Annotated in this window: 9 protein-coding genes; 6 read left to right on the forward strand and 3 right to left on the reverse strand. The window is 71.8% G+C overall.

What is annotated here, in order from left to right; genetic code table 11:
- Positions 1-89 precede the first annotated feature (89 nt).
- The gene (locus ABZ842_RS26170; protein ID WP_361541353.1) at positions 90-491 is read left to right on the forward strand and encodes a RidA family protein; all 402 of its coding nucleotides are present in this window, start codon (positions 90-92) and stop codon (positions 489-491) included.
- A 508-nt stretch (positions 492-999) separates the two neighbouring features.
- Here the strand turns inward: ABZ842_RS26170 and aspS are convergent.
- Complete coding sequence (aspS, locus tag ABZ842_RS26175) at positions 1,000-2,772, reverse strand: aspartate--tRNA ligase (protein ID WP_361541356.1); 1,773 nt, start codon at positions 2,770-2,772, stop codon at positions 1,000-1,002.
- Positions 2,773-3,010: 238 nt separating this feature from the next.
- Here aspS and ABZ842_RS26180 point away from each other — a divergent pair, with 238 nt between their 5' ends.
- From ABZ842_RS26180 to ABZ842_RS26190, 3 genes are all read left to right on the forward strand, one after another.
- The gene (locus ABZ842_RS26180; protein WP_361541359.1) at positions 3,011-5,116 is read left to right on the forward strand and encodes a SpoIIE family protein phosphatase; all 2,106 of its coding nucleotides are present in this window, start codon (positions 3,011-3,013) and stop codon (positions 5,114-5,116) included.
- Between the two features lie 117 nt (positions 5,117-5,233).
- Positions 5,234-5,731 (forward strand): DUF1772 domain-containing protein, encoded by a 498-nt coding sequence (locus ABZ842_RS26185; RefSeq protein ID WP_361541362.1) that lies wholly within the window; start codon positions 5,234-5,236, stop codon positions 5,729-5,731.
- 136 nt (positions 5,732-5,867) lie between these two features.
- Complete coding sequence (locus tag ABZ842_RS26190) at positions 5,868-7,139, forward strand: FG-GAP-like repeat-containing protein (RefSeq protein ID WP_361541364.1); 1,272 nt, start codon at positions 5,868-5,870, stop codon at positions 7,137-7,139.
- A 75-nt stretch (positions 7,140-7,214) separates the two neighbouring features.
- Here ABZ842_RS26190 and metG read toward each other — a convergent pair whose 3' ends face one another.
- Entirely contained in the window at positions 7,215-8,831 is a 1,617-nt protein-coding gene (gene metG, locus ABZ842_RS26195; protein ID WP_361541367.1) for a methionine--tRNA ligase, read from the reverse strand.
- Between the two features lie 218 nt (positions 8,832-9,049).
- On the opposite strand from metG, the gene ABZ842_RS26200 reads away from it, so the two are divergent.
- Together ABZ842_RS26200 and ABZ842_RS26205 are read left to right on the forward strand one after the other, a co-directional pair.
- Positions 9,050-9,703, forward strand: coding sequence for a response regulator transcription factor (locus tag ABZ842_RS26200; protein WP_361541370.1), 654 nt, complete (start codon positions 9,050-9,052; stop codon positions 9,701-9,703).
- A complete protein-coding gene (locus ABZ842_RS26205; RefSeq protein ID WP_361541372.1) occupies positions 9,700-11,064 on the forward strand; it encodes a HAMP domain-containing sensor histidine kinase in 1,365 nt (454 codons plus the stop codon). The genes ABZ842_RS26200 and ABZ842_RS26205 overlap by 4 nt, the downstream gene beginning before the upstream one ends.
- Here ABZ842_RS26205 and ABZ842_RS26210 read toward each other — a convergent pair.
- Positions 11,045-13,066, reverse strand: a complete 2,022-nt coding sequence (locus ABZ842_RS26210) for a VWA domain-containing protein (RefSeq protein WP_361541375.1) — start codon at positions 13,064-13,066, stop codon at positions 11,045-11,047. The two genes, ABZ842_RS26205 and ABZ842_RS26210, sit on opposite strands and share 20 nt — an antisense overlap.
- Positions 13,067-13,112: the final 46 nt, after the last annotated feature.

Raw genomic sequence — 13,112 nt, forward strand, 5'->3', positions numbered from 1 at the left:
GTTGCCGAAAAGTGCGTTCTTCCGCTGGTGCATTCACTCTCCTACGGTTCCTGAGTAACCACAAGAGACCAAGGTGAGGGAGCGGAACCATGACCACCACGGACATCTACAGCCACGGCGTGCCGGCGGAGGACGACTTCGGATACGTGCAGGCGATCAGGTCCGGCGAGCTGATCCACGTCTCCGGCCAGCTCGCGCTCGACGAGGCGGGCGCGTTCCGGCACCCGGACGACTTCGACGCCCAACTGAAGCTGACGTACGCCAACTTCGACCGGATCCTGGACCACTACGGAGCCACCCGCAACCAGATCGTCTCGCAGGTGCTGTACGTGGTGGGCCTCCAGCGGTACGCGCAGTCGGTGGCGCAGGGGAACCGGGCGTACTTCGGCGACCACCGTCCGGTCAGCACGGCGGTCGGCATCACGGAGCTGACGTTCCCCGGCCAGGTCGTCGAAATCAGCGCGATCGTCGACACGACGCTCCCCCGCTAGCGCCCTGCGGGCCACGGTGCCGTGCGGGGTGCGGGTTGCCGGGCGCTCGGACATGCCCGCCGTTGCCCTACGGGCCCCTTGGTCTCTGCGACCCGGTGGGTGGTTCTCGCGCAGTTCCGCCCCCTGTGCCCTGCGGGCACGGAGGGACCCCCAGCGCCCCTGACCCACCCGCCGTTGCCCTACGGGCCCGTTGGTCTCTGCGGCCCGGTGGGTGGTTCTCGCGCAGTTCCCCGCGCCCCTGTTTCGCTGCCCCCGTCACTTGTCTGCAAGTCGGGGCACGAGGTTTTAGGGGCGCGGGGAACTGCGCGACAAGCCACAGATCAGCCGCAGAGACCAACGGGCCCGCAGGGTAACGGCGGGCATGTCCAAGCCACCCCGCACCCCGCACCGCATCCGCACCCCGCACCGCATCCGCAGCCCGCACCGCGCAAGCGGAAAGGCCCCGCACCGGGTCGGGCGCCGTTGGCGCGTGGCGGTGCGGGGCCTTGTCGTAGTGAAGACCGGGAGGTTACTCCGAGGGCTTCGACACAGGCTTGCGCAGCTGGAGGTTCAGCTCCCGCAGTCGCGTCTCGTCCAGCTCCGTCGGCGCGCCCATCATCAGGTCCTGCGCGTTGCCGTTCAGCGGGAAGGCGATCGTCTCGCGGATGTTCGGCTCGTCCGCGAGCAGCATCACGATGCGGTCGATGCCGGGCGCGATCCCGCCGTGCGGCGGCGCACCGAAGCGGAACGCGCGCAGCATGCCGCCGAACGCCTCCTCCGTGGTCTCCCGCGCGTAGCCCGCGATCTCGAACGCCTTCAGCATGATCTCGGGCTCGTGGTTCCGGATCGCGCCGGAGGACAGCTCGATCCCGTTGCAGACGATGTCGTACTGCCACGCCAGGATGTCCAGCGGGTCCTTCTCCTCCAGGTCCTTCATGCCGCCCTGGGGCATCGAGAAGGGGTTGTGCGAGAAGTCGATCTTCCCGGTGTCCTCGTCCTTCTCGTACATCGGGAAGTCGACGATCCAGCAGAACCGGAAGACGCCCTCCTCGAAGTGGCCGGCGCGCTTCGCCGCCTCGACGCGGACCGCGCCCATGATCTTGGAGACCTCGTCGAACTCGCCCGCGCCGAAGAACACGGCATGGCCGGCCGCGAGCCCGAGGCGCTCGGTGAGGACCTTGACGTTCTCCTCGGTGAGGAACTTGGCGATCGGGCCGGTGAGCGACCCGTCCTCGGCGACCCGCACCCACGCCAGGCCCTTCGCGCCCTGCTCGATCGCGTACTCGCCGAGCTGGTCGAAGAACTTCCGCGGCTGCGCGGCGACGTCCGGCACCGGCAGCGCGCGCACGTGCTTGCCCGCGAACGCCTTGAACTCCGAGCCCTCGAAGACGTCGGTGATGTCCACCAGTTCGAGCTGGGCGCGCAGGTCCGGCTTGTCGCTGCCGTACTTCAGCATCGACTCGCGGAACGGGATCCGCGGGAACGGGGACGTGACGTGCCGGCCGCCGCCGAACTCCTCGAACAGCTCCGTCATCAGCTTCTCGACCGGCCGGAAGACGTCCTCCTGCTCGACGAAGCTCATCTCCAGGTCCAGCTGGTAGAACTCGCCGGGGGAGCGGTCGGCGCGGGCGTCCTCGTCGCGGAAGCAGGGCGCGATCTGGAAGTAGCGGTCGAAGCCGGAGACCATCAGCAGCTGCTTGAACTGCTGCGGGGCCTGCGGCAGCGCGTAGAACTTGCCCGGGTTCAGCCGGGAGGGGACGACGAAGTCCCGCGCGCCCTCGGGGGAGGTCGCGGCCAGGATCGGGGTCGCCATCTCGTTGAAGCCGAGCGCGGTCATCTTGTGCCGGATCGCGGAGATCACCGCGGACCGCAGCATGATGTTGCGGTGCATGCGCTCGCGGCGCAGGTCGAGGAAGCGGTACTCCAGGCGGCGCTCCTCGTTCACGCCGTCGTCGGCGTTGATCGTGAAGGGGAGCTGCTGGGCGGCGCCGAGCACCTCGACCTCGGCGACCTCGACCTCGACCTCACCGGTGGGCAGCTCCGGGTTCACGTTGTCCGCGCCCCGGCTGACGACCTTGCCGTCGATCCGTACGACGGTCTCCTTGGTGAGGTGGCTCAGCGCCTCGTTCGCGGCGGTGCCGGGACGGGCCACGAGCTGCGTGATGCCGTGGTGGTCGCGCAGATCGATGAAGAGGATGCCGCCCAGGTCTCGGCGATTGTGCAGCCAGCCGCTCAGCCGGACGTCCGTGGAGACGTCAGAGGCGCGGAGCTCGCCGCAGGTGTGGGACCTGTACCGATGCATCGTCGTTCATCCAGTCTTGGGGGTCGGGGGTGCCGTCAGGGGCCGGGTGTGCCCCGGTCGGCGGGGTGCCCCGGGCAGTACGGGGCCCTAAAAGGTTACCGCCCGCCCCTCCCGTACCTCATTGGCTTATACATGCCACGGCGCCCGGGGCGGTGCGTTTCACCGGCCCCGGAAGCCGCCCCCGCTGGGAAACCGCCCCCGTCGGTCATCACCCACCGGATCGGAATAAAGTGAGGCAATGCGCACCGAGGACGTCCTGGCCGCCGTCGCGACCGGCCTGTGGCGGTGGGACAACGCAGCCGGGACGGTCACCCTCGACGCCGAGGCGGCCCGGCTGCTGGAGCTGCCCGCCGCGCCTCGGTCGTACCCGGAGACCACCGTCCGGGCCCGGATCCACCCCGTCGACTGGAACGAGATCAACGGCGTGGTCAACCTCGCCGTCGCCGAAGGCACCGTCGCCGAGGGCCGGCTGCGGGTGGTCGACGACGACGGCCGGGTGCTGCGCACCGTGCGCAGCCGCTCCAAGCCGGTCCCCCGGGACGGTTCGTACGAGCTGATCGGCCTGCTCCAGGAGGTCGCCGAGCCCGCGGAGGGCGCCGCGGCGAAGACGCCCGTCACCGGCGACTGGCGGCGCTCGCGCGAGGCGTTCCTGCTGGACGCCGGGCGGGCGCTGGCCGAGGCCCGCTCCACCGCGGAGGTGCTGCGGGTCGCCGCTTCGCTGTCGATGCCCGGCTTCTCGCCGGACGGGCTCGCGGTCTTCGGCGCCGCCGGCGACCGGCTGACGATCATCGGCCACCACGGGCACCAGAGCGCCGGCGGGGACCCCTTCAGCGACATGCGCTCGGACACGGACCACCCGGCGGCCGAGGTGGTCCGCTCCGGTCGCGCCGTCTATCTGCCGAGCCCCGACGAGTACGCCCGCCGCTACCCCACGAGCTGGCCGCTTGCGCAGCCGCTGGGCCGGCAGTCCTGGGCGTACCTGCCGCTGATCGTCGCCGGGCGGACGATGGGCGCGTGGCTGGCGGCCTTCCGCCACCAGGTCGTCTTCACCCCCGACGAACGCTCCGTGCTGACCACGGTCGCCCGGATGCTGGCGCAGGCGCTGGCGCGCGCCGGCGTGGCCGAGAGCGAGCGTGAGCTGTCGCTGGGCCTCCAGCGGTCGATGATGCCGGTGATCGGGCCGGCGATCCCCGGCATGGCGGTCGCCGGGCGCTACGTCCCCACCGGCGGCGGGCTCCAGGTCGGCGGCGACTGGTACGACATGATCCCGCTGCCGTCCGGCCGGATCGCGCTGGTCATCGGGGACGTCCAGGGCCACGACGTGCGGGCGGCCGGGCTGATGGGCCAGCTCCGGATCGCGCTGCGGGCGTACGCCTCCGAGGGGCACCGGCCGGACGCGGTGCTCTCCCGCGCCTCCCGCTTCCTGCACGGCGTCACCGACGCGTACGACTCCGCCGACGTCTCCGGCCTCTCCGGTCCGCGCTTCGCGACCTGTCTGTACCTGGAGGTCGACCCGGCGACCGGGCACATCGAGATGGCCCGGGCCGGGCACCCGGAGCCGGCGGTGCGGATGGCGGACGGGACGGTCATCGTCTGGCCCACGGAGGGCGGGCTGCCGCTCGGCATCGACCCGGACTCCGACTACCCGACGACCCGGCTGCGGCTGCAGCCCGGCGAGACGATGATGATCTGCACGGACGGGCTGCTGGAGACCGGCGGCCACGACCTGGACACCGGGTGGGTGCGGCTGCGGGAGGTCATGGAGCGGCACCCGGACACCGCGTCCCTGGAGGAGCTGGCCGACGCCCTCGTCCAGGCGGTGCACGGGCCCGTCTCGCACCACACCACCGGGCCGCTGGCCGACCGGCGCGAGGACGACGTGGCCCTGGTGCTGCTCTCCCGCGAGGGCGGGCCGGTGGTCGGGGCGCCGCGGCGGACCGCGATGACGATCGCGCAGGCGGAGCCGGAGCGGATCGCGGCGGCCCGGCAGACCGTGCGCGAGCTGCTGCACGACTGGGCGGACGCGGAGCAGGTCGACGCGGCGGTGCTGATGGTCTCCGAGATGGTCACCAACGTCCTGGTGCACACGGACGGCAACGCGCTGATGGTCGCCCACGTGACGCACCCCGACGGCGCGGGGGACCGCCTGCTGCGGGTCGAGGTCGCCGACGCCAGCGACGAACTGCCGCACAAGCGACGGCCGGGGGAGCTGGCGTCGTCGGGGCGCGGGCTGGTGCTGATGGAGATGTTGGCGGACGCGTGGGGGGTCGATCCGCGGGGCGAGGGCAAGTCGATCTGGTTTGAGCTGCACGAGTCGAAGCCCGACCCGGAGAAGGCGCTGTAACTCGTACGGCCCGTGTAACTCCTACAGCCTGTGTAACTCTTACAACCTTGTCCAGCCAGCCTGCCCGCTCCTAGCGTGCGGAGCCGTAAGCGCCCGCCCCCGCGGAAGGCCCGCTCCATGCGCGTCCGGCTCCTCCAGGCACTCTCCCTCTTCGCCACCGGCCTCCTCGCCGGCTCACTCGGCTACGGCGCGGCCAACCTGGTCCCGACCTTCGACGCGGTCCCGCTGGAGCTGCGACTCGACTTCCACACCGAGCTGATGGCGATGAACGGCGTCACCGTGCAGGGCGCCATGGCCGTCGCCACCCTCGGCTCGCTGGCCCTGGCCGCCGTCACGCACGCCCGCGCCCGGGCCCTGGCGGCTACCGCCGGCGCCCTGACCTTCGCGACGTTCCTCATCACCCGCTTCGGCAACGTCCCCATCAACGCCCGCATAAGGAAGTGGTCGACGAGCGCGCCCCCGCCCGATCATGCCGAGGTCCTGGACCGCTGGGAGCTGTTCAACCTCGCCCGTACGACGACGGCGGTCGCGGCCTTCGCGGTGCTGGTCCTCCTGGCGCTGGCAACGCCGCGGCGAACGGCCCTCGCTCGACGGCCCGAGGGCCTGAGGGCCTGATGTGACGTAAATGATGCCGTGCGATCGGTGTCCGTGAAGTACCTTTCGGACGCTGGGAGTTCGTCGAACTCGACGACGGGAACGTCCCCCAGCCACCGGCCCCGCACCTTCGGGGCCGACCAACGGAGAGTGATTCATGCTGCGAACCCCGCCCGGTCAGCCCGCCCAGGAGGCGCCCGCCCCGCTCAGACGCACCGCCGTCCGGCGCACCCTCGGTGCCCTCGTGGCCCTGGCCGCGTCCGTGGCCACCCTGGTCACCGCGGCCCCGCCGGCGACGGCGTCGTCCCACACCCACTCGGGCCGCTGCCCCGAAGGAAGCCTGTGCCTCTTCGACGGCGGGGCCTTCAAGGGCGAGTTGAAGATCCTCTCGACGAGCCACGCCGGCATGGGACGCTTCGACAACAAGACGTCGTCGTTGGAGAACAACGGCCCGTTGTGGGGCATGGCGTACACCGGGCCGGGCTACACGGGTGACGACACGCTCGTGATCAGTCCGGAGAACGGGACCGTCGACCTGAGCACCGGGTTCGCCGGCGGCGTGTTCAACAACTCCATCAGCTCGATCAAGCTCGCCACCACCCGCTACGAGCTGGAGAACGACGTCCCCTGGATGGACTGGTACCGAGGGCCGGAGGGCAAGCGGCCGGCGGGCCTCCCCCGGGCGAACCAGTTCGGGGACATGAACCACGACGGCCACCCCGACCTCCTGGAGCGCGCGGACGACGGCCGGCTGTGGTTCCTCTCGGGCACCGGCGCCCAGGGCAAGCTCGTCGGCACCGGCTGGAACGGCATGACGCAGCTGCTCCGGCACGGCGACTACACCGGGGACGGCAAGGAAGACCTGCTCGCCCGGGACAAGACCGGAGTGCTGTGGACCTACCCGGGCCGGGGTGACGGCACCCTCGGCACGAGGGTCCGCGTCGGCGGCGGTTGGAACGGCATGCGCGACCTCGCGGCGGCCGGCGACCTGACGGGCGACGGCAGGGCCGACCTCCTCGCCGTCGACACCGCGGGCACCCTGTGGACGTACCCCGGCAACGGCCAGGGCATCTTCGGCGTGCGCCAGAAGGTCGGCGGCGGCTGGAACGCCATGAACGAACTGGCCGCCCCCGGCGACATGAACGGCGACGGCAGGGCCGACCTGCTGGCCCGCGACGGCGCGCGCGCCCTGTGGCTCTACCCGGGCAACGGCAAGGGCACCTTCGGCGTGCGCAAGCAACTGCCCCTGTCCTGGCGCAACGACGGCCCGTTGGTCACCACCGGCGACGTGAACGGCGACGGACTGTCCGACCTGATCCGCCCGGCCGGCCAGCAGGTCTACGTCCACCACGGGGACGGAACGGGTTCCGTCGGCCGCGCCAACGCCGACATGTCCTGGGACGGCGCACCCAACGTCCGCATCTTCTGACGCACCCCACGCACGGAGAGGGGCGGGCCCGGAACCCCGGGCCCGCCCCTCGCGCGTGCGTACGCGTCGTCCTAACTACTGCTTCGCCGGCTCCTCAAGGCGCGGGAAGAGCACCGCGCCCTTCGTCACCGTCGCGCCCGCCGGCAGCCGGCCCCACTCGCCCGACTCCGCGACCCGCTGGTCCGCCAGCGCGCCCAGGCCCGCCTCGGCGCCCAGGGAGTCCCACAGCGCCTGCGAGGTGCGCGGCATGACCGGGTTCAGCAGGACGGCGACCGCGCGCAGCGACTCCGCCGCGGTGTACAGGATCGTCGCCAGCCGCGCCCGGCCCTCGTCGGAGGCGTCCTTCGCGACCTTCCACGGCTCCTGCTCGGTGAGGTACCCGTTGACCTGCTTGACGAAGTCGAAGATCGCCAGGATGCCGCCCTGGAAGTCCAGCTCGTCGCCGATCTTCCGGTCGGCCTCGGCGGCCGTCTTCGCCAGGGCCTCCTGGATGGTCCGCTCGGCCTCGCCCGCCGCCGTCGCCGCCGGCAGCCCGCCGTCGAAGTACTTGCCGACCATCGCGGCGACGCGCGACGCGAGGTTGCCGTAGTCGTTGGCCAGCTCGCTGGTGTAGCGGGCGGTGAAGTCCTCCCAGGAGAACGAGCCGTCCTGGCCGAAGGCGATCGCGCGCAGGAAGTACCAGCGGTAGGCGTCCACGCCGAAGTGCGAGGTCAGGTCCTGCGGCTTGATGCCGGTCAGGTTGGACTTCGACATCTTCTCGCCGCCGACCATCAGCCAGCCGTTGGCGGCGACCCGGCCGGGCACCGGCAGGTCGTTCGCCATCAGCATCGCCGGCCAGATGATCGCGTGGAAGCGCAGGATGTCCTTGCCCACCAGGTGCACGTTGGCCGGGAACGTCTCCGCGAACTTCGCGGGGTTCTCGTTGTAGCCGACGGCGGTCGCGTAGTTCAGGAGCGCGTCGATCCACACGTAGATCACGTGCTTCTCGTCCCACGGGATCTTGATGCCCCAGTCGAACGTGGAGCGCGAGATCGACAGGTCCTGAAGGCCCTGCTTGACGAAGTTCACGACCTCGTTGCGGGCGGACTCCGGCTGGATGAAGCCCGGGTTCGCCTCGTAGAACTCCAGCAGCTTGGGGCCGTACTCGCTGAGCTTGAAGAAGTAGTTCTCCTCCTTCAGCAGCTCCACGGGCTTCTTGTGGATGGGACAGAGCTTCTGCCCCGCGTACTCGCCCTCGCCGTCGATCAGGTCGCCGGGGAGCTTGTACTCCTCGCAGCCCACGCAGTACGGGCCCTCGTACCCGCCCTGGTAGATCTCGCCCTTGTCGTACAGGTCCTGCACGAACTCCTGCACGCGGTCCGTGTGCCGCTTCTCCGTGGTGCGGATGAAGTCGTCGTTCGCGATGTCCAGGTGCTCCCAGAGGGGCTTCCACGCCTCCTCGACGAGCTTGTCGCACCACTCCTGGGGGGTGACTCCGTTCGCCTCGGCAGTGCGCATGATCTTCTGACCGTGCTCGTCCGTGCCGGTGAGGTACCACACCTTCTCACCGCGCTGGCGATGCCAGCGGGTGAGCACGTCCCCTGCAACGGTCGTGTAGGCGTGGCCCAGGTGAGGAGCGTCGTTGACATAGTAGATGGGGGTCGAGACGTAGTACGCCTTCGCCCCCTGCTTCTCGGATCCAGTGGCCGCCATGTCGAAATCCTATCGGCCCGGGCGAGTCGCCCCGCCCTCAATTACGGGCGGTGCCCGCTCGCTGACCGGGGCGGCGACGGCGGGGGCGACGGCGGGGGCGACGGCGGCGCCGGCCGCTGCGAAACATCGGCGAAACACCTCGGCGCGTAGAAAGCACGCATCCTGGGGGGAGACATGCCGTAAACATGCCGCAATAGGGAACGGACGGGGACAGCACCATGCGGGTACTGGTCGCGGAGGACGAGCAGGTACTGGCCGAACTCGTCGCCACCGGGCTTCGACGGGCCGGATTCGCCGTCGACACCGTCTACAGCGGGGACGCCGCCCTCGCCTACCTCGGGCTCCACGACTACGACGTCGTCGTCCTCGACCGCGACCTGCCGCGGGTCCACGGCGACCAGGTCGCCCGCCACCTCGTCGCCTCCGCGTCCCGCACCCGGATCCTGATGCTGACCGCCTCCGCGTCCATGGAGGACCGGGTCGAAGGGCTCGACCTGGGCGCCGACGACTACCTGGGCAAGCCGTTCGAGTTCCCCGAGCTGGTGTCGCGGGTGCGGGCGCTGCGCCGGCGCAGCGCCCGCTTCGTACCGCCCGTGCTGGAACGGCACGGCATATGCCTGGACACCGTCCGCAGGACCGCGGAGCGCGACGGGCGGGAGCTGGACCTGTCGCCGAAGGAGTTCACGGTGCTCCAGATCCTGCTGGAGGCCGAGGGCGGGCTGGTCTCCGCGGAGGAGCTGTTGGAACGCGCGTGGGACGCGCACGCCGACCCCTTCACGGGCGCGGTCCGGGTCTGCATGAGCAAGCTGCGCTCGAAGCTCGGCGAGCCGGCGCTGATCCGTACGGTGCAGGGCTCGGGGTACGCGCTGTGAGGCCGCTCGGCGTCGGTCGGATCGTCCGTTTCTTCGGGGGCCTTTCGGCCCGGACCCGGATCGCCCTCGTCTTCGGCGCGGTCTTCCTGGTGCTGGGCGGGGCGCTGCTGACCGTCGTCAACCTGCTCTCCAGCGCCGGTACGGAGACGGAGGCGGCGGCGATCGCCCGCCGGGTGCGGCTGGTGCCGGCGCCGCTGGTGAGCCCCACGCAGGAGGCGTTCCGGTCCGGCGACGTCTACGGGGCGCCGGTCGTGGGGCCGATACCCGGCCTGCGCGGCTCGCAGTCGGAGCTGACCGCGTCGTACTGGATCGACGCCGACCGCTCCACCGCGTACCAGCTCACGGACAACGTCAGCGACGCCGCCTCGCAGCAGATGCTGTACTGGTCGGTCGCCGCGCTGCTGGTGACGGCGTTGTGCGCGGTCGCCGTGGGGTGGTGGACGGCGGGGCGCGTGCTGCGGCCCGTGCACGCGATGACGGCGCGGGCGCGCCGGCTCTCGGAACGCACGCTGCACGAGCGGATCGGCGACGCGAACGGGCCCGACGACGAGCTGAAGGAGCTCGGCGACACGCTGGACGCGCTGCTCGCACGGCTGGAAAAGGCGTTCGACGGCCAACGGCGGTTCATCGCGAACGCCTCGCACGAGCTGCGCACCCCGCTGGCCACGCAGCGCACCGCGATCCAGGTCGGGCTGGACCCGGCCGCCTCCGCGGACGAACTGGCGGCGACGAAGCAGGTGCTGCTGGAGAGTAACCGGCGCAGCGAGCGGCTGATCGAGGGGCTGCTGATGCTGGCGCGCGGCGAGCGTGGCCTGGAGGACTGCGAGGACGTCGACCTGGGCGCGATCGCGGAGGAGGAGGCGGCGCGCTACGACATCCGGGCCGTGCGGGCGGCGGCGGACCGGCCGCGGCTGTCCCTGCGGAAGGGCGGCGGCGGGGCGTCCGGACCGCGGGTCCGGGTGCGCGGTGACCGGCTGCTGCTGGCGCAGCTCGTGGACAACCTGGTCGCGAACGCCGTGGCGTACAACGTGCCGGGCGGGACGGTGTCGGTGGTGGTGTCCGGGGGCGTGCTGACCGTGGAGAACACCGGGCCGACGGTGCCGGAGGAGGACGTTCCGGCGCTCTTCGAGCCGTTCCGGCGGGGGGAGGGCCGCGATCGGATGGGGCCGGGCGCGGGGCTCGGGCTCTCCATCGTGCGTTCGATCGCGGAGGCGCACGGCGGGACGGTGACGGCGCGGCCGGGGCCGTCGGGCGGGCTGTCCGTCACCGTGCGGCTGCCGGAGGCCCGTACGGAGCGCGGCGCGGGGCGGACCGGGCGACCGGCCCGCCCCACGGGGCGCGTCAGGGGCGCCAGACCTTGAGCAGGCCGTCGAAGACCTCCGCGTCGGGGAGGTCCTTCGGGGCGGGGCCGGCGTGGAAGAAGCCGACGTTCGGCGGGTTCTCCGCGGTCAGCTTGCGGAGGTAGTCGAACGCCTTCGCTTCGTGCTCGCCGAAGGCCACGAACTGCCAGAACACCGGGCGGTCGGCGGCTGCGGAGAGCGCGGCGGTGGCGGCGGTGCGGGACTCGGGCGCGCCGTCCGTCTGGAAGACGACGAACGCGGGCGCGGCGGGGTCGTCGGACGCGGCGTGCAGCGCGAGCACCTTCTCGACGGCGAGGTGGTAGTTCGTCCGTCCCATCCGGCCGAGCGAGCCGTGCAGCTCGTCGACCTTGCCTTCGTACGCATCGGCGGTGAGCGTGCCGGTGCCGTCCACGTCCGTGGAGAAGAACACCACCGAGACCTCGGCCCGGCCGAACTGCGCGGCGAGCGCGAGCGATTGCTCACCGAGCCGCTGGGCGCTGCCGTCCTTGAAGTACCCGCGCATCGACCCGGACCGGTCCAGCACCAGGTACACGGCGGCGCGCGCACCGTGGAGCCCGGCGCGCGCGACGGCCGCGGCGGCGGCGGACGCGTGCACAGTGACGCCTACGGTGTCGCCTGCGGCGGGCGCCTTCGTGTCGGCGTCGGTGTCGGCGTTGTCCGTAGTGTCGTCCGCGGACTCCGCGGGTGCGGTTTCGTTCGGGGTGGTGGGTGCCTGTGCCGCCGCTTCTTCGGTAAGGGCATCGGCGGGCGTCTCCGCGAGCGTCTCCGAGAGTGCGGTCTCGGCCGGGGCTTCCGGCTTCGTGGCGCCCTCCGCGGTGGCGTCGCCGGTGGAAGGCGCGACAGCCTCTGCGGCGTCGACGGGCTCGTCGACGGGCTCCGGCTGGGCGGGGGCCGCGTCGGCGGTGACGTCCGCGGGCTCGGCGACCGGCTCCGTCTCGGCCGGGCCGGCACTCTTCGCGGAGTTCTCAGCGACCTCCGCGGCTGCGGCCTCGTCGGCGGCGTCGGAAACTTCCGGCTCGGTGCTCGCCGGAGCTGCCGCGGGTACGTCCTCAGGCGTCGCGGGCTCGGCGGGGGCGTCCTGCTGGGCCTCCTTGGCCTCCTCAGCCGTGGTGACGGCCGTGGTGACGGCCGCGGTGACGGCCGTGGTGACGGCCGCGGTGACGGCCGCGGTGACGGCCGTGGGGGCGTCGTCCTTCGCGTCGGCCTCCGCCTCCACCTCGGCGTCCTTGCTCGACGCCTCGGGCACGGCGTCTGCCGACTGCTCGGGCTCGTCGGTGACGGTGACGGTGACGGCGGCGGGGGCTTCCGCAGCCTCGGTGCTGCTGGCCTCTGCCGGTGCCTGCGGCTTCGCCGGCTCGAGCTCGTCGTCGCTCGCCTCGGCAGCGGCCTCCTTGACCTTGACCTCCTCGGCCGGTTCCGGCGCCGCTGACGCCGCCGTGGGCAGGTCCTTGTCGGCCTCGGCCTCGGCTTCAGCCTCGTCCTTGGTCTCGTCCTTGCTGGCGGGTGCCTTCGCGGCCTCCGCTTCCGCGGCTTCCGGGGCTTCAACGACCTCGGCGGCGGGGGTGTCGGGCTCCGCGGAGGCCGCGTCCGCCGACGCAGGCGTGGGCTCCGAACGGGTCTGGGCGGGGACCGACGCCGAGCGCGGACGGGGGTTGTCGAAGGCGGCCGACACCAGGTCCGCCGCGTGGCTCTCGGTGGCTTCCGCGGCGGACCCCGCCGCATTCGCCGATGTGCCGGAACCGGAACCGGAACCGGAACCGGAATCGGTACCGGTACCGGTACCGGTACCGGAACTGGAACCCGCACCCGAACCGGCATCGGAACCGGCGGCCTTCGCCGCCGGCTTCGCAGCCGCATCCGCGGACTCGCGCGTCTCCGCTGCCGAAGTGGCCGGATCCGTACGGTCGGACTGGGGCGGAACGGAGGCCGACGCCGACGCCGACCCGCTGGTCTCCGCGCGGTCGAGACCGAACACCTTGCGCAGCAAACTCCGAATGCCCATGAGTGAGCCCTTTCGCATGAGTTGAATGCGTTGTTTATCCGCGCTC

Origin of the sequence: Streptomyces sp. NPDC047315, from assembly GCF_040643215.1 — a bacterium.
Lineage (GTDB): Bacteria > Actinomycetota > Actinomycetes > Streptomycetales > Streptomycetaceae > Streptomyces.

What these genes read in the sequence shown, in the direction of transcription:
- ABZ842_RS26170 (WP_361541353.1), top strand. Translation starts at nt 90, where the DNA reads ATGACCACCACGGACATCTACAGCCACGGCGTGCCGGCGGAGGACGAC.
- aspS (WP_361541356.1), bottom strand. Translation starts at nt 2,772, where the DNA reads ATGCATCGGTACAGGTCCCACACCTGCGGCGAGCTCCGCGCCTCTGAC.
- ABZ842_RS26180 (WP_361541359.1), top strand. Translation starts at nt 3,011, where the DNA reads ATGCGCACCGAGGACGTCCTGGCCGCCGTCGCGACCGGCCTGTGGCGG.
- ABZ842_RS26185 (WP_361541362.1), top strand. Translation starts at nt 5,234, where the DNA reads ATGCGCGTCCGGCTCCTCCAGGCACTCTCCCTCTTCGCCACCGGCCTC.
- ABZ842_RS26190 (WP_361541364.1), top strand. Translation starts at nt 5,868, where the DNA reads ATGCTGCGAACCCCGCCCGGTCAGCCCGCCCAGGAGGCGCCCGCCCCG.
- metG (WP_361541367.1), bottom strand. Translation starts at nt 8,831, where the DNA reads ATGGCGGCCACTGGATCCGAGAAGCAGGGGGCGAAGGCGTACTACGTC.
- ABZ842_RS26200 (WP_361541370.1), top strand. Translation starts at nt 9,050, where the DNA reads ATGCGGGTACTGGTCGCGGAGGACGAGCAGGTACTGGCCGAACTCGTC.
- ABZ842_RS26210 (WP_361541375.1), bottom strand. Translation starts at nt 13,066, where the DNA reads ATGGGCATTCGGAGTTTGCTGCGCAAGGTGTTCGGTCTCGACCGCGCG.